The following is a 23,604-nucleotide window of genomic DNA, read 5'->3' on the forward strand; positions in this document are numbered from 1 at the left end:
CGGCGGGAGTCGCCATGACCGCATCCTTACTCGGCACCACCCATTCGGTCCAGCCCTGCACGTGCACCCGGCCGCCCGCTTCTGCACGTGCGGCCGAAGATTACGGCAGGTAATCCCCGGAGCGAGTCCGGAAATCCCCGAACGACGGCAGGCGGTACATTAATCCAGAGCTAAATAATTCGGCCCGCGCTGGACGGCGAGAAATTCCGGCCATATCGTTGGGCCACCGAGTTGGCGCGAAAAAGGACTCGAACGGATGGTCATCGACGTGTTCGACGATGAACGGCAGGATGTCTTCTGGATCGTCGGCATGGGCCTGGTCGTGAGGCATGCCACCACCCTTCGCCCCGGTGCGGTGTACGCCGGGCAATCGATACCGTCCCTGTGCGGGGTTTCGATGAAGGTTCCGCAGCCCACCCCGAGCGGCCGAATGCCGAGCTCGAAGCCGATCACCGACAAATGCCCGGAATGCTCGAGGGAAGCGACCGAGGCGAATTTCGTGGAAACGACCTGGGACTTCTGACCCCGGCAGGCGGCGGAAAATCGATCGCCACGGAGCCGAGGCGCGCACTACCGTTGAACGCGCCATGACTCCGAACAGTGCCAGTTCGCTCCGATTCCTGTGGTCCCTGCTGGTGCAGCGGCCGGGCCTGCTGACGCTCGCGACGATTTCCGGCGCGTCGTGGATGCTGCCGACCGCCCTGATGCCGCTGGTCGTCGGCCAGGCGATCGACACCGGGATCCGCGGCGCCGACGGCGGCGCGCTGCTGCGCTGGGTGCTGGTCGTGCTGGCGCTCGGCGTCACGCTGATGGTCGCCGCCGGCGTGCTGAACTGGGCGGCGCACACGCTCTGGCTGCACGGCACGGCGGGCGCCCAGCGGATCGCGTTGAACCACGTGGTGGGCCTCGGCGGCACGCTGACCCGCAAGGTACGGGCCGGTGAGGTGGTCACGGTCGGTGCGTCGGACATCTTCCGCGTCGGCGGGCTGTTCGAGGTGATCGGCCGGGCGACCGGGTCGCTGGTTTCCTTCGCGGTCGCCGCGATCATGGTGCTGTGGATTTCGCCCGTAATGGGCGTCGTCGTGTTGATCGGCGTGCCGCTGGCGACCGTGGGCATCGGGCCGCTGCTGAACCCGCTGCGCCGCCGCAACGAGGCGCAACGGGAGCAGTTGGCGCAGGTCAGCGCCCAGGCGTCGGACATCGTGTCGGGCCTGCGGATCCTGCGCGGCGTCGGCGGCGAGTCCCGCTTTCACGTGCGGTTCGTCGACGCCTCCCGGCGGGTCCGGGACGCCGGGATCGCCGCCGGGCGGCTCGAGGCACTGCTGGCCGGTGCGGAAATCCTGCTGCCCGGCCTGGTCACGGTGCTGGTGACCTGGCTCGGCGCGCGGCTGGCGCTGGACGGCACCATCAGCGTCGGCGAGCTGGTCGCGTTCTACGGCGTGTCGGCGTTCCTGGTGATCCCGGTCCGCACCGCCACCGAGGCGGCCTACGCGTTGTCGGCCGGGCAAGTCGCGGCTGAACACATTCGTGCACTGTTGCGGCTGGAGCCCGAACCACCGCCGCCGAGGCGCCCGAAGTCGCTGCCGCCGGGCCCGCTGGACCTGTTCGACGAAGCGACCGGGCTGCGGATCCCGGCGGGCGAGCTGACCGTGATCGACGCTGGCGAGCAGGCGGAAGCCCTCGCCGAGCGCCTGGCCGCCGAGGCGATCGCCGGCGGCGTGCCGCTGTGCGAGGTCGATCGGGACGAGGCGCGCCACCGAATCGTGTTGGCGCACAACCAGGACCTGCTGTTCGCCGGACCGGCGCGGGCCGAACTTGACCTGGAGTCCGATGTGGATGTCGACAGCGCGTTGCATGCGGCCGATGCGCACGACGTGATGTCCGCGCTGCCGGCCGACGGGCTGCTGGACGAGCGCGCCCGCTCGCTGTCCGGCGGCCAGCGCCAGCGCTTGTTGCTCGCCCGCGCGTTGTGCGCGGACGCCGACGTGCTGATCCTCGACGAGCCGACCTCGGCGGTCGACGCGCACACCGAGGCGCGGATCGCCGAGCGGGTCAGCGAATTCCGCCGGGGCCGCACCACGGTCGTGCTCAGCCAAAGTCCGCTCTGGACAGCCGTGGCGGATCAGGTGAGGCGCGCGGGGGTCGGCGCATGACGACGAAGCTCCCGCTGGCGGACGGGACGGCGGTTCGCCGCTGGCTCTGGCGAACCCTCCTGGTGCACCGACGCCGGTTCGCCGCGATGATGCTGCTGTTCGGCCTGGCGACGCTGGTCGGGCTGATCGGCCCGCAGGTCCTCGGCGACCTCGTCGACTCGGTGATCATCGGCACCACCACCGGGCACATCGACCTGCTCGCCGCGGCATTCCTGGTGGTCCTCGTGACGCAGGCGCTGCTGGCGCGCTCGGCCCGGCTGCGCGCGACGATGCTCGGCGAACACCTGCTGGCGGAATCGCGCGAGAGCATGGTCGGCCACGCGCTGCGGCTGCCGCTGGGCATCGTCGAGGCGGCCGGCACCGGCGACCTGCTCAGCCGGGCCACCACGGACGTCGACCGGCTCGACTACACGATCCGCAACGCCGCGCCCGAGATCACCACCGCGCTGATCACGATCGTGCTGACCGGCGCCGCGATGATCGTCACCTCGCCGCTGCTCGCCTGCGGGATGCTGGTCGCCGTGCCGCTGATGGTCCTCAGCACGCGGTGGTACCTGCCGCGATCACTGCCGAACTTCCAGCAGATCGCGGAGTCCTGGTCGGAAGTCCAGTCGAGCACGCACGAATCCGTCGAGGGCGCGCGGACCATCGCCGCCCTGCGGCTGGCCGGGCGCCGCACCGCGCGCAACGAGCAGGTGCTGGGCCGGGCCCTGGAAGCCGAGAAGCGGCACCGGTTCCTGCTCACCGCGTGGCTGCCGTGCCTGGAGCTGTCGTACGTGCTGCCGATCGGCGCGATCCTGCTGATCGGCGGCTGGGCCTACCAGTCCGGGTTCGCCGAGCTCGGCACCATCATCACCGTCGTGCTCTACGCCCAGGCGATGTCGAACCCGTTCGACGAGCTGTTCATGTGGCTCGAAGAGCTGCAGACCGGGCACACGGCGCTGCAGCGCATCCTCGGTGTCCGCAAGGTCCCGGCGGCCGACGGCGGCGACTCCCCACGGCGCAACGGCGAGACGACTGGCCGCGACCTGTTGATCCGCAGCGCGCGCTTCTCCTACCGGCAGGACCGGGAAGTGCTGCACGGCGTCGACCTCACGGTGCCTGCCGGGCAGCGGCTCGTCATCGTCGGTCCGTCCGGGGCGGGGAAGTCCACGCTCGGCCGGTTGATCGCCGGGATCAGCCGCCCGGACTCCGGGTCGGTCGCCTTCGGCGGCACCGAGATCACCGAGCTGCCCGCCGAGCAGCTGCGCCGCGAAGTGGTGCTGCTGACCCAGGAACAGCACGTGTTCGCCTGCACGCTGCGGGACAACCTCACCCTGCCGGACGGCGAGGCGTCCGACGACCAGCTGACCGACGCGCTCAAGATGGTCGGGCTGCTGGACTGGGTGGAAGCGCTGCCGGACGGGCTCGACACCGTCCTGGGCGCCGGCGGTCACGCGGTTCCGGCAGCCCGCGCGCAGCAGCTCGCGCTGGCCCGGGTACTGCTCGCCGACCCGCACACCGTCGTCCTCGACGAAGCGACGTCGCTGCTGGACAACACCACTTCACGGGAACTGGAGCGGGCGCTTTCGACGCTGCTTGCCGGGCGCACGGTGATCGCGATCGCGCACCGCCTGCACAGCGCGCGCAACGCCGACCAGGTGGCCGTGATGGCGGAAGGACGCATCGTCGAGCTCGGCAGCCACGCGGAACTGCTCGCCGCCGACGGTTCGTACGCGCGGCTGTACCAGGTGGCTCAAAGAAGGTTCTGAAAGGGGTTTCCGCAACGGTGCGGGTAGCGGAACCTCAGACGCCGTCAAGACGGCGTCCTACGCAATTTCCGTCCTGCGGCACCCCTCGACTGTCCGGTGTGGACAACAGAAGTAAAAAATCGTCTCATGCACAGTGAGCACAAGTGTGCCGTTGCGGTGGCGGTGCGGGGGTATGTCGGCGTCGGGCGTCGGTGCTGCTGAGGTATGACGGTGCCCCGCACCTGTGGTGCGGGGCACCGTACTGGTGGCGGGGTCGCGACTAGGATCGGCTTCTCGTTTGTTCCCATTGAAACCAGTGCGAGAACCTGCCGCATCCGACTCGATACCTGGCAGCAAACAGACATCTGGCCCGCTATCGAACGCGTCCTCCAAAACAGCGACCACATCCGCCAACTACGCACCGAAGCCAACGCCACCCCGGCATGAACCGCCGCGTCGTGCATGGGGGTATCCGTTCCGGGTTCCCGACTGAAACGCTCTGATCAGGCGTTACAAGGAACCGCGGATCTGATCCGGTTGGAACTACCCCCTGTGGGTACCAGCCTTGGCGTGATCAGGACGTAGACACGACAGACCGGTCGGGGTGACGGCGATGTCTCCCGACCGGTCTGGTTTCTCCGTGATGACGGTTCGGCTACCGTGACCGCTGTGATTGATGTTCGCCACACCGCCCACGACGACGTGGTAGAACGCGCCGTTCCGTCCGGCTTGATCGGACCTCTGTCGTGTATGGGGAGTCCGGCGCGTCTGAGGGCTACCGCACCACGGCCGGCACATGGGTGCGCCTTGAGCGCCGCAACCGCGAACGTGCTGGCGGGCAAGCGTGGATCGGCCTCGAAGAATCCGCCACCATTCCCGGTGTCCGTAAGCCCTCGTGGTTCCAGTCGGCGACGTGGGACGACAAAGCGCGGGGGGTGGTGTGACGTGCAGATGAGGTGCAGCTCGTCACCGCCCCGACGGTCAGTAGTCTCGATACCGCCCTGACCCTGCCGGATTCGTGGTGGGCTGGCCTGTCGTCATCGCTTGATCAGCTCGCCGCGTACTCGACCACGCGCATCGGCATGAGTCAGCAGCACGTGACCCGCCGCATTACCGAGGTTTTCGGCGACGGTGCGGATACCACGGTGGACGAGTGGAGCACCGCCCACACGGATGTTCACTGGGACAACGTGACCACGGACGGATATCTGATCGATTGGGAGGATTGGGGCCGTGCGCCACGTGGACTTGACGCGGCATGTTTGTGGCAGGCGTCATTGCCGGTCCCGGAGCTGGCCGAACGGGTCCGGCAGGTATTCGCCGCCGATCTGGATACGCGTTCGGGGAAGCTGGCCATGCTGCTACAGGCGGCAAACGCGGTAAGGGCCGCTGCCCGGCTCGGCGGGCCGACACCATTGTCGGGGCCTGCGCGGGCAGCGGCCGATCAGCTACTTACCGAGCTGTAGAAACCCGGCAGCCAGCTCGGGCGTCAACTCGGCGCAGACACCCTCGTCTACGAGCATGCGCGCGATGGCGTCGGCAGGAACGCCGGTTTCGGCCGTGACCTGCTCGATGTTGACCGGGTTACCGGACAGCAGCGTGCGAACAACCGATTCGGCTTTCGCCGCAAACACAAGTTCTTTGCCGACTGCCCACACCGTCACGTCGTCCGGGCCGGTGATGATGTGCGGCGGAAAGTCAGTCAGGCACACCACGTCGGTCAACTCGCCGAACACGCCCCCAGTGATGACCCGACGTCGCGGCGGTCGCTCGGTCTCACGCGCCAACAGGTACGCATCTTGCGGGCAGCGGGCGATGAGTTGCGGCACCAGTTCCGCTAGCGTGTCGGTGTTGCCGTCGCGGTCCAGATCAAGCCGGAACGCCTCGTCCTGGCGGGACCGGTCAGCAATCCATGACAGCCAGTCCACCCCGGTTCGCTTCACAAATCCGAACGTGGCGTGAAGCGAGTAACCGGCTCGGTCGTCTGCTCGGTCGGTGCGAGTCGCCCGGTGCCAGTAGCCGCGTGGAATGTGAAGCACGTCCCCGGCCCGCATCGTGCCCGCCCAGAGAACTTCGTCGGGCGGCGCGTCGGCGCGTTCAACGTCGCGGTACATCGGCGCTACCCGCGAGGGTCCGCGCACTTCCCAGGACTTTTCGCCGCCGAGCTGCACGACCACAACGTCATGGTCGTCCCAATGCAGATTGAAACCGGCCGCATTGCTGGTCGTCAGGTAGGTATTCACCTGGACCAACTCACGGGACCACCATTGCAACGCTTGGCAGGCGATTTCCATTGCGGGATCGAACGAATCCAGCGTATCCAGGACGAGCGTGCATCCCTCTCTGATGAAGGAGGCTATTCGGTCCATGCGTGCCATCTGCCGAGCTTGCCCTCTACGGCTTGTGACGGCGCGCGTGTACTGGTCGGGGTGCAGCTCTTCACCGTGTTGGAAGACCCTCAGTTGCGGGAATTCCAACGACCGGCGCATGATGACGTCCAACAGTCGGGTTGAAGTGAGGATCTGTTGGCACAGCTCAGGATTCGGCATCGTGCTGTAAACGACACCAGCACCGAGCGGGCGAAAATCTTTCCATCCCAAAGCTTTTTCGATTGATGAAATAAGTGTGTGGTCCACGGATGATCATCCTTTGTTTGTGTACCAAAGAGAACGGCGGCGACAGGGTAGGCGTGCGCCCTGTCGCCGCCGATCACTTGTTGCGGATCACTCCGGGATGTTCAACCCGTCGCCGCCCTGGTCGCCGTGGCCATCGCCACCACCGGACTTGGATGGGTCACCGTGCACGAGGTTCAATCGGTCCTGCACGATCGGCAGCCGTCGGACGCCGATCACCAACTCTTCCTGATCTTCCATGGGGATTCCCTCCCTCCTGTCTCCATGCGGCTTGCGCCGCTCTTCCTTCCTTCCACCCTGGCTACGGCGTGACAGCCGCAATCCGGGTGAATCGTGGGGCCCGCTGAATCATCGGCTCCGCGTAGCCGGATCACCGGTATCGAGTAACGGTCTTCCGGTGCGGGTGCCGGTCGGGGGCGAACATGCGACACCCGCACCGGGGTCTCGACGAGCGCTGCGGGCTTGCTGAGAACAGCGCAGTGGGCAGCACAGTTCCGGCATCCGACCACGCTGACCTGAGCGTGTGACGGTGCATCGCCACCGACCACCCGCATGCCGCACAACGTCCACCCACGCCGAGCGGGGTCGCGTTCGTGGGCAGTGCGATGGTGATCGACCCAGATCAAGACGGGATCGGGGTCGGTGTCGTCGGAGAGGAACCACGCGACCGGCGTCCGGGCCTGTGGCAGAGCGATCGTGGCCCCGGCGTCCGGGCAGGGAGACCACCGATCATCGCGGCCCCTCCGCTCCTTGAAGGCGCTTCAACACGCCAGGGCACCCCGTGCACGGCACGGGGGCCGGTCCGTGTGGGTCCGCAGGCGCGAGGACACCCAGCGGCACTCCGCACAAGGACTCGAGCGCCCCGTAGAGAACGTAGTGCTCGACTCCGTTGCGGCTGACAAGCTTCCGGTAGCCGGTCACGACGGGATCACCCCGCTAATCGTGGGCCACAGACTGCTGCGTGAAACCCCGCTGCCGGCGGTTGCGGCGGACGCCTCGGTATAGGCGGTCTGCCACTCAGCGTCGTAATGGGTCCAGCGTTCGTGTTCGCGGACTTCGAGGTAAATCGGATCGGTGTGCAGGCACGTGGACTGGCTGCATCGCCACACGGTGGCACCGTCAGGGCCGAGAGTTCGACGTGGCATTACTGATCACCCCTGGCTTGTGGTCTAGGTGGCGGGGGATCGGCGTCCATGTACCCGATGCGGTGCCGATCCCCCGCCAGGCCGCGCCGGTTCGTTTGGAGGACGGGCTGGACGGGCCAATGGGAAGAAAACGCCGGAATCTTCCGGCGGCAGCCTCGCCAGCCACACCATTGCGGCTCTACGTGATCACTCACGCACTGAGAGTGTGCAACCGGTCAGCGGCTCGAACTGACACAGAATTGACACAAAGATCAGCGTTACCCTTGGATCATGCCTCCTGCCCGGAGGGACCGGCCCCCGGACTAGGTCCCCGGGGGTCTCGGGCAGACCAGGCGCACGAACAACTCCGGGCGAGAGGACGTTCACCATGACCACCACCGGTCCCGAGCACATCGGCTCGAACATCGCTCTCCGGCGCAAGGCGAAAGGGCTCACCCAGCACGCATTCGCCGCACGGATAGGAATTTCCTCATCCATGCTGACCAAAGTGGAGCGTGGAGAACGAGAGGCAAGTCATTCCACCGTTGCCGCCGCCGCACGAGTATTGCGGTGCACGGTCGAGGACTTGACCGGTCAGCCCTATGTTGACAACAAACGCGACAAGGCCGTTCACGCCGACATCGACGTTCTTCGGGGCGTGCTTCACCGAGTGGATCTCCCCAGCGACGTCACCCCCCGCGACATCGACGCGATAGCCGCCGATGTAACCAGCATCGAGAAGCTTCGGCGAGACGCCGAGTACCGCAAGCTCGCCGCTCGGCTTCCGGCGTTGCTCGAAGAACTATTCGCGGCAGTCCTGCTGTCGCCCGACACGCAGGCACCACGCCTGCATTCGCTCTTGGTGTCGGTCTACCGGGCCACGCACGTATTGGTGCATCGGCTCGGGTTCCCGGATCTCGCCCACGCTGTTGAACACCTCTTGGCCAAAGCCGCAGCGAAAACAGGAGATCCGCTGGCCGGGGCCTTGTCCGAGTGGGTTCGGGCGCAGCATTTCCAAGACGTGGGCGAATACGGCCATGGCCTGACCCTGATGGCAGGTGCCCTTCGCGACCTGGAGTCCGAACTTCGCTCCCCGGACTCCGCAACCCTCACCGTCGCCGGAAGCCTGCACCTGCGAGCGGTGACGCTCGCTGCACGCAACAAAGACCAGGACGCGACCCGCGAGCACGTCGCAGCCGCAAGCGACCTCGCACGGTCACTGCCAACCGACGAAGTGCATTACGGGCTGGTGTTCGGCATCAGCAACATTGCTACCCACGAAACCGGGGCGTTCGTAGAGTTCCAGGACTCCACAGCGGCATTGGAGGCGGCACAGCGATGGCGTCCATCAAGGGCCATGCCCAAGCAACGACAAAGCCACCACTTCATTGACCTCGCACGGGCCTACCACATGCACGGAGACCGCAAGAACGCCTTGCGGTCCTTGCAGGAGGCTCGACGGATCGCACCGCAGCAAACCCGTTCTGTTGACCGGATTACTGGGCGACACGCCGTCTAGATGGGGCTGCTTGTCACTGGGTAGTCGGTAGATCTGGTCCACCTTGATCGGAGAGGTGGACGAGGGTGTTTGACGAGGTTGAACGTAATGTCGGCTCGATCCGGCTTCCGCGGTGGGGACGAGTTGTGTCGGCTGCGGGGTCGGTGCCGTGGCTGGTGGTCGATCCCGATGGTGTGCCGGTGGAACCGGTGCGTCGGTTCCTGGTTGAGTTCGTGGCCCGGGACAACCGGCCGGGCTCGGTGCGCAGTTATGCCTATGATCTTCTGCGGTGGTGGCGGTGGCTGCGGGCCGTTGGGGTGGACTGGGACAAGGCCACCCCGGCTGAGGTTCGGGATCTGGTGCTGTGGCTCAAGCAGGCTGCCAAGCCCGGACAGAGGCCGCGGACGAAATCGGCAGGCACTGCGGGCTGTGTCAACCCGATCACTGGCAAGCGCCATCAGGGAGACCAGTACGAGCCGCGAACAATCCGGCACTCGAACGCGGTGCTGCGGAGCTTCTACCAGTTCTGGATCGAGGACATAGGTGCGGGCCCGCTGATCAACCCGGTGCCGCAGGAGCGGGTCAAGGGGCGTCGGCCCAACTCCCATCACAACCCTCTGGAGCCGTTCCGGGCTGAGGGCCGTCTGCGCTACAACCCCAGGGTTCCCAAACGGAAACCTCGGGCGATGCCCGACGAACGGTGGAACGAGCTGTTCTCGGCTATGCGCTCCAATCGGGACCGGGCGATCCTTGCGGTGGCGGTCAGCAACGGCGCCCGAGCGTCGGAACTGCTCGGCGTTCGAGGCGTCGATTTGGACTGGGGAGATCAACTGGTCCGCGTGATCCGTAAGGGCACCCGCACAGAGCAGTGGCTGCCCGCCAGTTCAGAGGCGTTTGTGTGGATTCGCCTGTATTTGGCCGATATCGGCGACCTGCTGGATCGAGACGAGCCGCTTTGGCTGACCCTCCGCCGCCGTGACCGGGGCACCGGACTGCGGCGTCAGCCGATGAACTACGAGGCTCTGCGTGCGGTTTTCCGTCGCGTTAACGCCGTCTTGGGAACGAACTGGTCCATGCACGATCTCAGGCACACTGCGGCGATCCGGATGAGCCGGGATGAGTCACTGTCCATGCGGGACGTGCAGACAATCCTAGGCCACGCGCACCTGAGTACCACGTCGGATGTGTATCTCGTGGAGGACGAGGCACAGGTGGTCCGTCGGGTCCAGCAGCATCTGACCGACCGGCAGCAGCCGCAGCAACCACCGCCGGTGGCGGTCGGATATGACGACGCAGACCTCTCGGTGTTGTTCGGGAGGAACCCACAATGACCACCGCGACAGTCCAGCTGAACCTCCGCAGCCGCCAAGGCCGACGCATCACCAACGACCACTTCCATCTGCTCGATCAGCGGCGAACCGGCTCCGCCGACCATCTGCCAATCGAGGATGTCCTGCGGTTGCTGCGCCAGCTACCGGACTGGCCAGGCCGCGCCGAGCACCAGAACCGGATCACCAAGGGTGCCCGTGTGATCTTGAACTGGCTGCTTGAACACCCCGGTTCAGGCTGGCAGGACAGATGGGTATCGGCCGGGGCCGACGGCGGCCCGGATTGGCTTGACGGGCTCGCGCCGGAGGACACACGTCAGCCTCACACCAAGCGGTATCAACACCTTGTCGGGCTGGCTGCCTTGGTGCTGTGTCGAGTGATCGTGCCTAACTACGACTTTCTTACCCGCTACCGGTCCAACAACCTGTTCGACCGGACACGGATGGTCATCTCGCCGAAGTCGTTCGCCCGCGTCGAGCGCGCCGCGATCGAACGGGGACTCAGCGCCCGCGAGCGCGGTGAGGCGTTGAGCGTGTGCAGCAAGATCGTGCTGCGCACCGGCAAGGACCTCGACCAGGTGACCGCGGAGGACGTGCTGGAGTTGCACGCCTGGAGCCATCGCCACTGCGGCAGAGCGGTCCGGGGGCTGCACCTGGCTTGGGATCTGCTCAGCGTGCTCGGAATCACCCCGGAAGGCGTCACTCTGCGGGCGGCCCTGAAACGAGGGCAACTTCGCACCGGGGAGTTGGTCGACGACTTCGATATCCAGTGCCGGCCTGTCCGCGATGTCCTCGTCCGCTATCTCGACGAGCGTCGGCCGGCGATGGACTACGGCTCGTTCCGCAGCCTGGCCAGCCACCTGGCCGGGCGTTTCTGGGCCAACATCGAGCAGCACCATCCGGGTATCGACACCCTGCACCTGCCAGACGAGGCGGCCCAGGCATGGAAAGAACGGGCGCGATTGTTCGTCACCAAGGACGGACAAACCAGGGAGAGCAAGGACTTCCACCGCCTCTTCATGCGAGTGAGGGCCTTCTATCTCGACATCCAGGAATGGGCGCTGGAGGACCCCAGCTGGGCGCCATGGGCGGTTCCCAGCCCAGTGCGCAAGATCGATACCCAGGGATATATCAAGTCCCGCAAGAGGATTATCTCCGAGATGCACCAGCGCGTCCGAGAGCGACTTCCTCATCTTCCGCTGTTGGCCGACGTCGCCGAACGCCTCCGGGCCGAGACAGCGGCGTTGCTGGAAGCCGCCGGCGAGCACGATCCGGGTGAAGTGTTCGACCACGCAGGCACTCGCTACCGCCGGACAGCCCCCAAAGCGCTGACCAGGACAGCCCGCCAACAGGCGAACCTTCCTATCGAAGCGCAGAACCTGGCCACCGATGAGACGACCAACCTGACCCGCCGCGAAGACGAGGCGTTCTGGGCCTGGGCGGTCGTCGAAACGCTCCGCCATACCGGCATCCGCCTCGAGGAACTACTGGAGATCACCCATCTAGCGTTGGTGTCCTACCAGCTGCCGGATACCGGTGAAATCGTTCCCCTGCTGCAAATCGTGCCGTCCAAAGGAAATGAGGAACGGCTGCTGCTAGTCAGTCCCGAGTTGGCCAGTGTCCTGGCCACCGTCATCACCCGGCTGCGCAAGGACAATGATGGAGCGGTCCCGCTCGTCGCCCGCTACGACCCGTATGAGCGAGTCACTGGCCCGCCCCTGCCGCACCTCTTCCAGCGAGCGTTGGGCTCCCGCCACATGACTATCAGCGTCACCACGGTCTACAAGCTCATCAACACAGTGCTGGCCGCTACCGGTCTGCGGGATGCAACAGGCCAGCCGCTGATCTACACGCCGCACGACTTCCGCAGGATGTTCACCACGGACGCGGTGACCGGCGGGCTTCCGGTTCACATCGCAGCAAGGTTGCTTGGTCACAAGACCGTGGCCACAACGGAAACCTACCTGGCTGTTTTCCAAGAGGACTTGGTGCGCTCTTACCGCGCCTTCCTCGACAAGCGGCGAGCCATGCGGCCGCAGGCCGAGTACCGCGAACCGACCGCAGAAGAGTGGCGCGAGTTCCAGCAGCACTTCCAGCTTCGCAAGGTGGCGTTGGGAGACTGCGGCCGTCCATATGGGACGCCGTGTCAGCACGAGCACGCGTGTTTGCGGTGCGCCATGCTTCGGATTTCTCCCAAAGAACGGCCCCGCCTGGTCGAAATCATCGGCAATCTCAAAGATCGCATCCAAGAAGCGAAGCTGAACGGGTGGCTCGGCGAGGTCCAAGGACTCGAAGTCAGCCTGAACGAGGCCACAAAGAAGCTCGTCCGCCTGGATCGCATGCGTGATCGACAGCCCACCGGCCCAGTCAACCTCGGCATCCCCATCATCCGCGACCCACAATGACCGACCTCGCCAACACGGCCCCAACATCACACTGGTGCCGCGATGTCGATACCCACAAGGTGCTGAACCCTGCCCGTCGATCATTAGTCCGGAAAAGGCTGCATCCGATGGTCCGCCAAACCGCCGCATTGCTGGTACACGATCACCGCAGGTCAAACCCCGATCTCACCAACTTCGCCGGTTGGCTCGGACTCCCCGGATAAACACGTCGGTCCCACAGCCGCCAGTGGCCGCAGAGCGAAGAATCAACGGTGACGGCTGAACGCTTCCCGCAGGGATGTACCCAGCGAACAACCCCAGCGGCGGCGACACAACGTAACCACCGCCGCGAAGCACCACCACAGTGGAGTAGCAGAACGTGACGAATGGTTACGTTGTGTCAAATTTTAGTGATCTTGTCCGGGTTACCGACAGATGATCAAGGTCTACGTCCTAACCCATTTCAATGGAAATTGCGGCGCCCTCGCCGAGAGTCGACAGGGTGAGCACAGCCTGAGGACCCACGGCGGTGCAAGCTGAGCCAAAGCTGAGCCCCGCACGGCAAGGCGGCTACCGCCGCTTATGGGAGGAGCATCTCAGCCCAGCTGAGAACGCAGCATCCGGCGCGCCGCCGCGCGCGGATCGGAGTCGCTCTCGATCAGCGCGTTCACCACCGCGCCGTCCACCAGCGCGATCAGTTCGAGCAGCCGCTCGCGGCTGACCTCCATGCCGCTGCGGGCGAAGATCTCCGCCAGCAGCTGGTGCAGTTCGGCGCTGAGCTCGCGCATCAGCGGAGCCAGGTAGGGGCGGCGCGGCGAGCCGACCAGCCGCTCGTACCGCAGCAGCACCGGCTCCACACCGCCGTCCCGCGACCCGGTGCCCAACAGCAGGTCCAGCAGCAGCTCGATCACGGCTTCGGTGCTGCGGGGATGCTCGACGAGTTCGTCGAGCCGCGCCCGGCCGGTGGCGAGCTCCTGCCTCGACTCGTACTCGACGGCGGCGGTAATCAGGTCGTCCAGGGACGAGAAGTAGTAGGTGGTGGACGCCAGCGGCAGGCCAGCGCGTTCGGCGACCGCGCGGTGCCGCACCACGTCGAAGCCGCCCTCGGCCAGCAGCTGGGCGGCAGCCACCACCAAGGCCTGCCGCCGCCGCGCACCCTTCGGAGTACTGGCCGCTGTCATGTCTGCCGATCCTAAGCGCCGCCGGGCATGGCCCGGACATTTCGGAAAGCCGGTCCCGACCTCCCGTTCTCGTGGAGAGCAGTTTGCCTGAGACTGCCCGCGAAACGTCGGGTACCCGGCCCGGAACTCAATCTCGGTCCTCGTTCGCGGCGGTGCAACCGCTTGGCCGCCGCACCGCCGCGTGGTCTCGACGCCTTCTCGCGAGGCCACCCCGTACCGAGAGGCGTTCTCGCGCCGCTTGTGCCCGGACGTCCACGAATCAGGGTGTCCCGTCAGTGGCCGACGCCGGCGAGGTTCAGGCCGATCACACCGGCGACGATCAGCACGATCGAGACCAGCTTCAACACCGAGAAGCCGTCGCCCAGCCAGACCATGCCCGCGATCGCCGTCAGCGCGGCGCCGATGCCGGTCCACACCGCGTAGGCGGGACCCGCGGGCAGCTCGCGCATCGCGTACGCCAGGCCCGCGAAGCTCACGGCGGCCAGCACGAAGAAGGACACCGTCGGGATCAGGCGGCTGAAGCCGTGCGAGAGCTTCAGCGAGATCGCCCAACCCGCTTCGAACACTCCCGACACCATCAGAATGATCCAGGCCGTCATCGCTGGTCGCCCTTCCCTCGGTCTTGCAGCGGAACCACCCACCGGGGCACCAACGTACCTATAATCTGGTACGAACGTACCGTTCTGGTGATGGAAGACACCACAAACCGGACGCGCCGGGTCGCGGAACAACGTTTCCGCTGGTCACCGAGGTAGGGCCGACTTTTGAAGCGGCGAAGCCCCTTAACCAAAGCACGCAGCTTGCACCGCCGCGGGTTCTCAGACGTCGTCCGACGAGGACGGCCCCGTGGCATTCATGAGTCGGGGGTCCCGCAGTCCAGACGGCGCCTGAGGTTCCGCCACCTGCACCGCTGTGCAAAACAAGCGCAACGACCTCTTTCGCACCCGAAACCGCTCACGGGCGGTGAGCAGGCCGAACCAGTCAGTACTGGGCGGCGAGGTCGCCCGCGATCGACGCGATCCGAGCGCCGTACGGCGCAGCAGGGGAACCGGCGTCCGGGTCGCTGAGCACGACGACCAACTTGCCGCTACGCGCCTGGCGCACCGACTGCTCGGTGCCGTCCGGGCGCCGCACGTCGCCGGGCGAGGTCTGGTCCGGCGACATCGCGCCCACCGGGCCGACGATCACCGTGACGCTGCCCGTCGAAGCCCCGTCGCGCAGCGCGAACGAAGCCGTCCGCGCGCCGGAAGGGCAAGGCTTGGTGGCGACCGGAGCCGTCCCGGCCGCCTCGGGCAGCTGCCTGGCCACCGCGGCCGCGAGCTGCGCGTCCGGCCCGCACCCCGAGCGGTCGCCCAGGACGACCGGCCCGTCGTCGCGCGGGGAGATCGAGGCGCGCTGCGGCACCGACTTGCCCGCGACGTTGCTGGTCTCCGACTGCCCGAACAGGCCGGTCCCCAGGCCCACGCCGCCCACCAGCACCGCTGCCGCGACGACCGTGCCCCCCACCGCCGCCATCCGGCGGCGAGCCGTGATCCGCCGCGAGGCCCGCGCCACGTCGTGCTCGTCGAACGACGACGGAGGAACGGACTGCACCGAATCGCGAAACAGCTCTTCAAGCTTGCGCTCGTCCACCTACCCGCACCTCCTCACGCCGACCGCAGGTCGCCGAGCTCGTCGCCCAGCGCTTCCCGCAACGCCGCCAGCCCCCGGGCGCACTGGCTCTTCACGGTTCCCTCGCTGCACCGCATGACCGCCGCCACCCCCGCGACGTCCAACCCCTCCAGGAATCGCAGCACCAGCACCGCGCGCTGCTTCGGCGGCACCTTCTGCAGGCCTGCGAGCAGGGTCTGCTTGGTCGCCACCGCGTTGTCGACGTCCGGCGAATCCACCGGGCGGTCTGGCAGCACCTCCGCGGCGCGCTCCCGCCGCCACGGCCGCCGGGACTCGTCGATCACCGCGCGGGTCAAGGTCCGGCGCACGTACGCGTCCAGCGCGCCCTTGTCGCGAACCTTGCGCCAATGCCGGTGCAACGCGATGAAGGCGATCTGGGCGAGATCGTCCGCGCGGTGCCAGTCACCGCACATCATGTACGCCATTCGACGCACCGCCTCCCGCCGAGCCACGAAGTACTCCGCGAACTCCTGCTCTTCGCGCTGGTCCACGCGGAACTCTCCGCTCGTTTCGTGCCTGCACCTGTAGGACGGGATCGCCGACCCCAACCGTTGCACGCCCGATGCCGTCGATCCACCCCGAGATTGATACCGCAGTCGCCGCATCCGTGTCCGCAGGGTTGTTGCCTTAACCCCGGGTGGATGTGATGTGATCTGTTCGTGACCAACATGGCACCGATCGACCTCCGCTCCGACACGGTCACGCGTCCCGACGAGCAGATGTCCGCGGCCATGGCCGCCGCGGAAGTCGGCGACGACGTGCTAGACCACGACCCGACGATGCGCGTGCTCGAGGAACGTGCCGCGCAACTGCTCGGCACCACCGCAGCGCTGTGGGTGCCGAGCGGCACGATGGGCAACCTGATCGCGCTGATGCTGCACCTGAAACGCGGCGATCGGTTCCTCGCGCCGCGCGGCTCGCACGTGCTGCACCACGAGCTCGGCTCCGCCGCCTGGCTGGCCGGCGGCATGCCGGACCCGCTGGAGTGGAGCGCCGGCCCGGGACGTCCGACGGCCGAGGCGGTGCGGGCGCAAGCCAACCTCGCCACGGGCTACGACAAGCTGAACACGACGCTGATGTGCCTGGAGAACACGCACAACGGGGCGGGCGGCGCCGTGATCCCGCTGCACGAGCACGCCCAGCTGGCGGCGGCTGCGCGCGACAGCGGGCTGCGGGTCCACCTCGACGGCGCCCGGGTCTGGAACGCCTCGGTGGCACTCGGCGTGCCGCCGGCCGCGCTGACCGTCGGCGTCGACACCGTGCAGGCCTGCCTGAGTAAGGGGCTCGGCGCCCCGGTCGGTTCCGTCGTCGCAGGTAGCGAGGACTTCGTCGGGGAAGCCCGCCGGGTGCGCAAGATGCTCGGCGGCGGGGTCCGGCAAGGCGGCGTGCTGGCGGCGGCCGGACTCGTCGCGCTGGACCGGATCGACGCGCTCGCCGAGGACCACGAGAACGCCCGCGCGCTCGCCGAAGGACTGGCCGAGATCGGCTGGGACGTCACCCGACCGCAGACCAACATCGTTCTTGCGGCGGTTCCCGATGTGCGGCTGACCCTGGAACGCTTGCGCGCGGCCGGGGTGCAAGCGGTGCCGATGAGCGGGCAGGTCCGGTTCGTGACGCACCGCGACGTGTCCACGGCCGACATCAAGGAAGCGCTGCACCGGATCAGCGAAGCTCGGGTCTGAGAACCTGTTCTGCACCGCGGGTGCAGAACAGGTGGGCCGAGAAGGATCGAGAACGGGTACTGGGCTCCAGTCTGGAGGACGCATGATGCGCTGGGTCGTGTTCGACTACGGCGAGGTGATCAGCCGACGCACGACGGCGCTGCCCGCGATCGCGGCGCTGCTCGACGCAGCTCAACCGGAGTTCGAGGAGGCCTACTTCGCCGAGCGCGTCGCCTACGACTGGGGCCGCCCCGACCTGGAGTACTGGCAGGCGGTGGCGGCGAGGCTGGGCAAGAGTGTCGACGCCGAACTGTCCGAGCGGCTGACCCGCGCCGACGTCGTCGGCTGGTCGGAGACCGTGCCGGAATCCGTGCAGCTGCTGGAAGACCTGCACCGGCAGGGCGTCACGATGGCGGTGCTGTCCAACGCGCCGTCGTCGTTCGGGCGAGCGGCGGAGCAGGCGAACTGGGCGCGGCTGTTCAAGCACCTGATCTTCTCGGGCGACCTGCGCCTGGCAAAGCCGGACGCGGGGATCTACCGGGCCCTGCTCGAAGCGCTCGACGCCCCGGCGGAGGAGTGCCTGTTCTTCGACGACCGCCAGGAGAACGTGGACGGAGCCAGCGAAGCGGGCCTCTACGCGGAGCGCTGGCAGGGCGCGGAAGCAGCCCGAGCCACCCTCCGAACCCACGGCGTCCTCCCCTGACCCCCGAGTACCGAAGGGCTTACTAGGTCAACGGTGCCCTTCACTCCTCACTTGATCGGATGAAGCGGTGCGGTGAGGGGCACCCTTGGGCGGCACAGCCGCTCGAAGGCGCCCCTCACCGCGTTCCAATCGAGGGTCAGGGTTTGATCTGCTTGCGGTCCCGGGCCCAGCCGATCGCGGCGGTCGCGACGAAGAGCACGCCGCCGATCACGGCGAGCCAGAACAGCCCCTTGATGACGAAACCCGCCACCGAGATCACCAGCCACAGCAGCAACAGGCCGCCGATCACCTTCCACAACATCGCAAGCACCTCAGCTCGACCGCGCCGGATCCCGTACTGCCTCCAGCGTGCCAGATAACCGGCCCGCAGCGGCCTCCCGAAAGCCCATACCAGGGAAAACTCAGGGAACCCCGAGATCAGCCGCTCCCACCGGCCGCAACCCATGAGCGTTTCTGCCCGCCACAGCGTCTAGCGAGAAGCGAACGGCCCGTTCACCTCGATAGACGACACAAACAGTCAGTTCGCTCCAACCAACGTCTTCCGGAACCGCCTTTGACAGCCCCGAAGTCAGGAGGCGCTTGGGAGCCAGCGGGCCAGGCGGTCCAGGGCTTCGGCGATGTCTTCGGTGCTCCCGGCGAACGACATCCTCAGGAAGCGGTTGCCCAGCACCGGGTCGAAGTCGACACCCGGCACCACCGCGACACCGGTTTCGTCGAGCAGCCGCCCGCAGAAACCCGTCGCGTCGTCGGTGAGGTGCCCGATGTCCGCCCAGGCGTAGAACGCCCCGTCGGCCGGGGCGACCCGGGTGATGCCGAGGTCCGCGAGTCCGTTCAGCAGCAGCTCGCGATTGGTCCGGTAGCGCTCGACGTGCGCGCCGACCTCGGCGTAGGCGTCTTCGGAGAACGCCGCGACCGCCCCGTGCTGGGACAGTGCGGGCGGGCAGAGCGTGAAGTTCCCGGTCAGCGAGTCCACCGCGCGGCGCAGCCGTGGCGGCACCAGCATCCAGCCCAGCCGCCAGCCCGTCATGGACCAGAGCTTGGAGAAGGATTGCATAGTCACCGGGTTGGCCGAGTACTCCCGCGCCGAGCGGGCAGGCTCCCCGAAGGTGATCCCGTGGTAGATCTCATCGCTGATCAGCTGCACGCCGTTGCGGTCGCACCACTCGACGAGACGGGCCAGCTCATCAGCGGGAATCACGGTGCCGGTGGGGTTCGCCGGGCTGGCGAGGATTAAGCCCTGTACCGGCTGCTCCAGCGCCTCCAGCATCTCCACCGTTGGCTGGAACCGGGTCGTCTCGTCGCAGGGCAGCTCCGCGACCTCACAGCCCAGGGCCGACAGGATGTTGCGATACGCGGGGTATCCCGGACGCGCCAAAGCCACCCGGTCCCCAGCGTCGAACGCGGCCAGAAACGCGAGCAGGAAGCCGCCGGACGCCCCGGTGGTCACCACGACTTCGTCTCGACCGATCGAGAGCCCGTAGGTGCTGCTGTAGTGCTCCGCGATCGAGTCACGCAGCTCCGGCAACCCGAGTTGTTCGGTGTAGCCGAGCGAGTGCCGGCCGAGTGCCGCAGCAGCGGCTTCACGGACCGCCTTCGGTGCGGGCGTCGACGGCTGCCCCGCAGCCAGCGAAACCACATCACCGTGAACCCGTTGCCGGGCGGCTGCGGCCGTCAGTACCTCCATGACCTGGAACGGCGGAATGTTGGCGCGTTGGGCTGCGGCAAGCTTCACCATGTGACTCAGCGTGCCAGACGCGTTAGCCCGATCGGGGATCGAGTGACCGACTTCGTGCGTGATTTCCCACGTGCCCCTCTTTAGTAGGTGAAGGAACTAAGGGTTTCCGGCTGGCGAGTGCGCCGCGTCCGCTCCTGCGTGGGCGACCCCAGCCGGTTCTACTTCCGTCCCTCACCCGTAAGAAGTCCAGGTAGCATGCACGACGAAGCCCCCTTCCAGCCTCCAGGCCGGGAGGGGGCTTTTTTCGTTTCTGAACTACTTCCCGAGCACGGGCACAAGTTCCTTCAGTAGGTAGGCCCCGCACCAGCGCGACTCCGTGTCGTTGTCGAGTAGTACCTCCTTAGTCAACGCCTTGGCGAGCTTCCGCGCGTCGGGAGCGGTCGCCGGCTCCCGCACTACTTGCCTCGAGATCTCCCAGTCCCATTGTGTGAGCTTCGAGACCTCGGAGACCAGGCTCAGGAACTTGACCTTCTTGTCGCTCTCCAGAACGTCGATGATCAGCGTCGTGTCTTGTGCCTTGTTGAGCTTCGCGAGCACGGCCAAGGCGTTTGCGCGCAGCGTCGACGTGTGTCCGGTACGGACCCACACCCGCATGTGCTCGATGCCGGGCTCGGTGAGCTTCGCAGCCAGGAAGAAGTCAACCGTACGGCTACTCGGCGCGGTAGCGAGTACTCCGGGGTCGCCGTTGTCAATCGACCTGGCCAGTTCGGTCAACGTGGGCCGGTCAGCGGTCATGACTCGCGGGTGCGTGATGTCGCGACGACGAAGCATGTCGTCTCCAATCGGGCCGAGTTGCTTCTCGTGCCCTCTCACGATATCGACTGTGACGGGCCTTCGTCCTGCCTCGATGTTGCTCAGGTGCGACTTCGAGACGTACAGATCTCGCGCCATCGCCGTGAGGCTGACTCCAGCCTCCTTGCGCGCCTGCCGCAGTGTCGAACCTACGTCCCCGTTTGAAAACACCTGAAAACCTCTATGCCTTCCGCGAACGATCAGTAACCGAGAGACTACTTCGCGGGCGGCCCCATCGGGAGAAACCCCGAAAATTCCCCGGCCCCGGTGGGGCTGCCCTTCCGTCCGACTGGAGGTGCCGTAACCCCGTGCCGGCTTTCTGCGACGACCGGTAGGTAACCGACCGTTCCCCTGAAGTGCTTCGAAAACGACCGGTAGGCAACCGACCGTCTACTGAAAGCCGCCCGAACCTCGCGGGCAAATACGGCGCATAAGGAGGTAGTGCTCATATTGTTCAGAACATGACGAAGCAGCCCATTACTCGCTACTACAACTTCGGCGTCACGTTCCGGTGGATCAAAGGCGAATCCCACATCGCCGTGAAACGTGGCTACGTCTGCGAGGGTCGCGCGTTCGTCGTCGTCCAGCAATCGCCGTACGAGGTCATGGACAGGCCGGACGAGGACCCCCAGAACGACAAGGAGACCTGGGTGGCGACCATCTCGGTTAATCCCGCCCAGTGGGGAAAAGACCGATATTTCGTCAACACCGCACGCGAGTGGGCTTTTAACAACCCCGGTTTGGTCGATCTCAGGAAACGCACCGACACATAAGGAGATAATGCATTGTCGTGTGACCACACCTACCAGCCCGATGGAGATGGGATCTGGGTCTGCACCCAGTGCGGCAAGCGCATGTAGCTGCTGACACTTGTTTTTGGTGCGGGGTCGCCGGGGGAATGCAGAAAACCTGACCGAGAGCCCATCTCGACGAGATCGGGAGGGGCTCTCCGAAGGAGCTCGCCGAAAATGCGGACCAGTGCACAGGGAGGAAACCGAAGTGAGTGTTCCCACGCACGGAGCTCGGCTCGCAATCGTCTGGGTCGATCACATGGGGGTTATCCACGAACGCAGGCCGGGCCGACGGCATGAGACGTACTGCGAACTAAGCGCGGGGACCTCGAACAAGGTCCCCGGCCCCCGCGCGTGTCGAACCTGCATCCGTGCCCGGCTCGACGAGGAGTGATCGCCACACCTCTACTCATCACTGGGTGGCGTCCTCCTCGAACAGGAGCGGGTCGTCCGTCCCCGTCGCGAGGAGCTCCTCTGGCCCGCGCATGTCGAACGTGAGCCGGTCCTCCCACGCCTTCGAGCCCTTCCGCCCCGGAGCCAGCTCGACGCGCACGCCCGCCGAGATGAGCGCGTTCCACTTCCCCAAGGTCCCGTCGCTTGCCCATCGCTGCGCGTACGTCTCGCCCGTGATCTGTTCTTCGAAGGTGGTCTCCGTCGGCCTGGCTTCGAGCTCCTTCAGTCGTCCCTGGAGCGCCCCTACTGCGGTGGCGAACTCCTCGGGGGCATCGTCGTAGAGTCCTTTCCGCCCGTGCTCGCGTAGCCGGGTGAGCTGTGCGCGGAGATCCGCGATCTCGGCCCGGTGGTCCTCTCCGGCGTGCTCGATCCGCTCCCTGAGCATCATTCGCCCAACAGCCCGCAGGAACTTCTTCTCGACCCAGGGTTCCAAGAGATCTGCGTACAACGTCGGCCCCGGGCAGTCCACGCCTTTCCGCCTCGCGATGCACCCGTACCGCCTCCGCGAGCGCCCGTCCCTGTTATCGGACCCGGTGATGTAGAGCTTCCCGCCGCAGTGCCCGCAGAACGCGACACCCACCAGGAGCGCCTTCCGCGCCTTCTGGCGCTGGTTCGGGTCCTTCCGGGTGGCCAGCTCCGCCTGAAGATCCCGCCAAGTCTCCCGGTCGACCAACGGCGGGCCGTACTGGACCGGCTGTCCATCGGGGCCGAGAACGGGAACGCCCTTGTGTCGGACGGTCCCGAGCATCCCCTCCGACCGGAGGAGGCGCATCGCGTTCGTGGTCTGCCAGCGACGGGCGGAGTAGTCGGTCCCCGACTCCTTGGCCCGAGCCTGGGGCGTCGGGATGCCCCGCTCGTTGAAGTCGCCGACGACTGCGTTCACCGCCTCCCCGGATACCACCCGATCCACGAGCTCCAGGAGCACGGGGGCCGTGTTGGGGTCCGGCTCCAACGCGTACCCGGAGCCGCTCGGGTGAGGGCATGTGCGGTAGCCATAGGCGGGCATCCCGGAAGGCCAGCGCGCGATCTGCCGCATGTACGTCCGTGCACCCTGGACGCGTTCCCGGATGGCCTGCGCTTCCATCTCGGCGACGTGGGCGAGGACGGTCGCGATCAGCCGCCCGACTGACGTGGAGTAGTCGATCGAGGGGGACAGGCTCACGCGACCGTTCACGCCTAGTGCTAGTCGAGGTGAAAAACATCCGCTCGCAGATCTACCCGAGCTCCCAAGAGCTCTACCAACTCCTCAACAAGGCCCGCATCCTGCAGGAAGCGCACCCGGACCAACCAATCGCACCGGTCTTCGTGTGCAGGAAAACACACCGAACGAGCTTCTGGATGGCGCAGCAACTGGGCTTCCTGATCATCGAGCGTGGCGCCCAGTTCGCAGGCACGGTCGAAGACGAGGAGACCCTCCACAAAGTCCGCATCGAGCTGCACTTCCAAGATCTGCTCCCCGGCAACGGCCCCAGCCTGCGCGTTCGAGACCGCTTCCGGGACACCCTCCCCAAATACGCCGCCACCTACGCCGCGAAGTGGCAGAAGACCGTCGCCAACCTCGATCTGGCGGACTGCATCCGGCAGCTGAAGTCCGCGAAGAACTACGCCGAACGGAGCCAGCTGATGGCGCTCTTCCGCGAGCACGTCAAACGCGCCGGCCACCTAGGTTTCTGAGCCTGCCAGTCGGCGACCCCAATGACTGCATCGCGCGCGTCCATGCGGTTCTTGACGATCTGGAGCATCGCCCCGTCCAGGGGGTCTGAAGTC

Annotated in this window: 21 protein-coding genes and 1 pseudogene; 11 read left to right on the forward strand and 11 right to left on the reverse strand. The window is 66.6% G+C overall.

Annotated elements, in window-relative coordinates:
* Positions 1-256: 256 nt before the first annotated feature.
* From ACRXBZ_RS18215 to ACRXBZ_RS18230, 4 genes are all read left to right on the forward strand, one after another.
* Complete coding sequence (locus ACRXBZ_RS18215) at positions 257-523, forward strand: hypothetical protein (RefSeq protein ID WP_433880107.1); 267 nt, start codon at positions 257-259, stop codon at positions 521-523.
* A gap of 64 nt (positions 524-587) precedes the next feature.
* Entirely contained in the window at positions 588-2,153 is a 1,566-nt protein-coding gene (locus ACRXBZ_RS18220; protein ID WP_433880108.1) for an ABC transporter transmembrane domain-containing protein, read from the forward strand.
* Positions 2,150-3,904 (forward strand): ABC transporter ATP-binding protein, encoded by a 1,755-nt coding sequence (locus tag ACRXBZ_RS18225; protein ID WP_433880109.1) that lies wholly within the window; start codon positions 2,150-2,152, stop codon positions 3,902-3,904. Before ACRXBZ_RS18220 ends, ACRXBZ_RS18225 begins: the two co-directional genes overlap by 4 nt.
* Positions 3,905-4,839: 935 nt before the next feature.
* Positions 4,840-5,349: a phosphotransferase gene (locus tag ACRXBZ_RS18230; RefSeq protein ID WP_433880110.1), complete on the forward strand. Its 510-nt coding sequence runs from the start codon at positions 4,840-4,842 to the stop codon at positions 5,347-5,349.
* Here the strand turns inward: ACRXBZ_RS18230 and ACRXBZ_RS18235 are convergent.
* Entirely contained in the window at positions 5,332-6,519 is a 1,188-nt protein-coding gene (locus ACRXBZ_RS18235; protein WP_433880111.1) for a JmjC domain-containing protein, read from the reverse strand. The two genes, ACRXBZ_RS18230 and ACRXBZ_RS18235, sit on opposite strands and share 18 nt — an antisense overlap.
* Positions 6,520-6,606: 87 nt before the next feature.
* Entirely contained in the window at positions 6,607-6,756 is a 150-nt protein-coding gene (locus ACRXBZ_RS18240) for a hypothetical protein (RefSeq protein ID WP_168585763.1), read from the reverse strand.
* Positions 6,757-8,028: 1,272 nt separating this feature from the next.
* Here ACRXBZ_RS18240 and ACRXBZ_RS18245 point away from each other — a divergent pair.
* From ACRXBZ_RS18245 to ACRXBZ_RS18255, 3 genes are all read left to right on the forward strand, one after another.
* Positions 8,029-9,159, forward strand: coding sequence for a helix-turn-helix domain-containing protein (locus tag ACRXBZ_RS18245; RefSeq protein ID WP_433880112.1), 1,131 nt, complete (start codon positions 8,029-8,031; stop codon positions 9,157-9,159).
* Between the two features lie 65 nt (positions 9,160-9,224).
* A complete protein-coding gene (locus tag ACRXBZ_RS18250; RefSeq protein WP_433877550.1) occupies positions 9,225-10,469 on the forward strand; it encodes a tyrosine-type recombinase/integrase in 1,245 nt (414 codons plus the stop codon).
* Positions 10,466-12,871 carry a tyrosine-type recombinase/integrase gene (locus ACRXBZ_RS18255; RefSeq protein ID WP_433877551.1) on the forward strand — a complete coding sequence of 802 codons (2,406 nt, stop codon included), beginning with the start codon at positions 10,466-10,468 and terminating at the stop codon, positions 12,869-12,871. The genes ACRXBZ_RS18250 and ACRXBZ_RS18255 overlap by 4 nt, the downstream gene beginning before the upstream one ends.
* A 575-nt stretch (positions 12,872-13,446) precedes the next feature.
* Here ACRXBZ_RS18255 and ACRXBZ_RS18260 read toward each other — a convergent pair.
* The 4 genes from ACRXBZ_RS18260 to ACRXBZ_RS18275 all read right to left on the reverse strand — a co-directional run bounded on the left by ACRXBZ_RS18260 (position 13,447) and on the right by ACRXBZ_RS18275 (position 16,193).
* Entirely contained in the window at positions 13,447-14,031 is a 585-nt protein-coding gene (locus ACRXBZ_RS18260; protein ID WP_433880113.1) for a TetR/AcrR family transcriptional regulator, read from the reverse strand.
* A gap of 272 nt (positions 14,032-14,303) precedes the next feature.
* On the reverse strand, positions 14,304-14,630 hold the full coding sequence (locus ACRXBZ_RS18265; protein ID WP_433880114.1) for a DMT family transporter: 327 nt from the start codon (positions 14,628-14,630) through the stop codon (positions 14,304-14,306).
* Positions 14,631-15,012: 382 nt separating this feature from the next.
* A complete protein-coding gene (locus tag ACRXBZ_RS18270) occupies positions 15,013-15,663 on the reverse strand; it encodes a hypothetical protein (protein WP_433880115.1) in 651 nt (216 codons plus the stop codon).
* Positions 15,664-15,677: 14 nt separating this feature from the next.
* Positions 15,678-16,193, reverse strand: a complete 516-nt coding sequence (locus tag ACRXBZ_RS18275; protein ID WP_433880116.1) for a SigE family RNA polymerase sigma factor — start codon at positions 16,191-16,193, stop codon at positions 15,678-15,680.
* Between the two features lie 177 nt (positions 16,194-16,370).
* Between ACRXBZ_RS18275 and ACRXBZ_RS18280 the strand changes: the two genes are divergently transcribed.
* Positions 16,371-17,384: a threonine aldolase family protein gene (locus ACRXBZ_RS18280; RefSeq protein ID WP_433883911.1), complete on the forward strand. Its 1,014-nt coding sequence runs from the start codon at positions 16,371-16,373 to the stop codon at positions 17,382-17,384.
* A gap of 82 nt (positions 17,385-17,466) precedes the next feature.
* Positions 17,467-18,066, forward strand: coding sequence for an HAD family hydrolase (locus ACRXBZ_RS18285; RefSeq protein ID WP_433880117.1), 600 nt, complete (start codon positions 17,467-17,469; stop codon positions 18,064-18,066).
* A 136-nt stretch (positions 18,067-18,202) separates the two neighbouring features.
* On the opposite strand, the gene ACRXBZ_RS18290 is transcribed toward ACRXBZ_RS18285, so the two are convergent.
* The 4 genes and pseudogenes from ACRXBZ_RS18290 to ACRXBZ_RS18305 form a co-directional block, all read right to left on the reverse strand.
* The gene (locus ACRXBZ_RS18290) at positions 18,203-18,367 is read right to left on the reverse strand and encodes a hypothetical protein (RefSeq protein WP_010312751.1); all 165 of its coding nucleotides are present in this window, start codon (positions 18,365-18,367) and stop codon (positions 18,203-18,205) included.
* Between the two features lie 267 nt (positions 18,368-18,634).
* The gene (locus tag ACRXBZ_RS18295) at positions 18,635-19,801 is read right to left on the reverse strand and encodes a pyridoxal phosphate-dependent aminotransferase (protein WP_433880118.1); all 1,167 of its coding nucleotides are present in this window, start codon (positions 19,799-19,801) and stop codon (positions 18,635-18,637) included.
* A gap of 255 nt (positions 19,802-20,056) precedes the next feature.
* Positions 20,057-20,572 (reverse strand): helix-turn-helix domain-containing protein, encoded by a 516-nt coding sequence (locus ACRXBZ_RS18300; protein WP_433884152.1) that lies wholly within the window; start codon positions 20,570-20,572, stop codon positions 20,057-20,059.
* A 51-nt stretch (positions 20,573-20,623) separates the two neighbouring features.
* Positions 20,624-20,764, reverse strand: a pseudogene (locus ACRXBZ_RS18305) (helix-turn-helix domain-containing protein); the annotation flags it as partial.
* 290 nt (positions 20,765-21,054) lie between these two features.
* Here ACRXBZ_RS18305 and ACRXBZ_RS18310 point away from each other — a divergent pair.
* Positions 21,055-21,366: a hypothetical protein gene (locus ACRXBZ_RS18310; RefSeq protein ID WP_433880119.1), complete on the forward strand. Its 312-nt coding sequence runs from the start codon at positions 21,055-21,057 to the stop codon at positions 21,364-21,366.
* Between the two features lie 430 nt (positions 21,367-21,796).
* On the opposite strand, the gene ACRXBZ_RS18315 is transcribed toward ACRXBZ_RS18310, so the two are convergent.
* Positions 21,797-22,999 (reverse strand): recombinase zinc beta ribbon domain-containing protein, encoded by a 1,203-nt coding sequence (locus ACRXBZ_RS18315; RefSeq protein WP_433880120.1) that lies wholly within the window; start codon positions 22,997-22,999, stop codon positions 21,797-21,799.
* A 29-nt stretch (positions 23,000-23,028) separates the two neighbouring features.
* On the opposite strand from ACRXBZ_RS18315, the gene ACRXBZ_RS18320 reads away from it, so the two are divergent.
* Positions 23,029-23,511 carry a hypothetical protein gene (locus tag ACRXBZ_RS18320; protein ID WP_433880121.1) on the forward strand — a complete coding sequence of 161 codons (483 nt, stop codon included), beginning with the start codon at positions 23,029-23,031 and terminating at the stop codon, positions 23,509-23,511.
* Positions 23,512-23,604: the final 93 nt, after the last annotated feature.

This window comes from Saccharopolyspora hattusasensis (assembly GCF_050972075.1).
In the GTDB taxonomy this organism is placed as follows: domain Bacteria; phylum Actinomycetota; class Actinomycetes; order Mycobacteriales; family Pseudonocardiaceae; genus Saccharopolyspora; species Saccharopolyspora hattusasensis.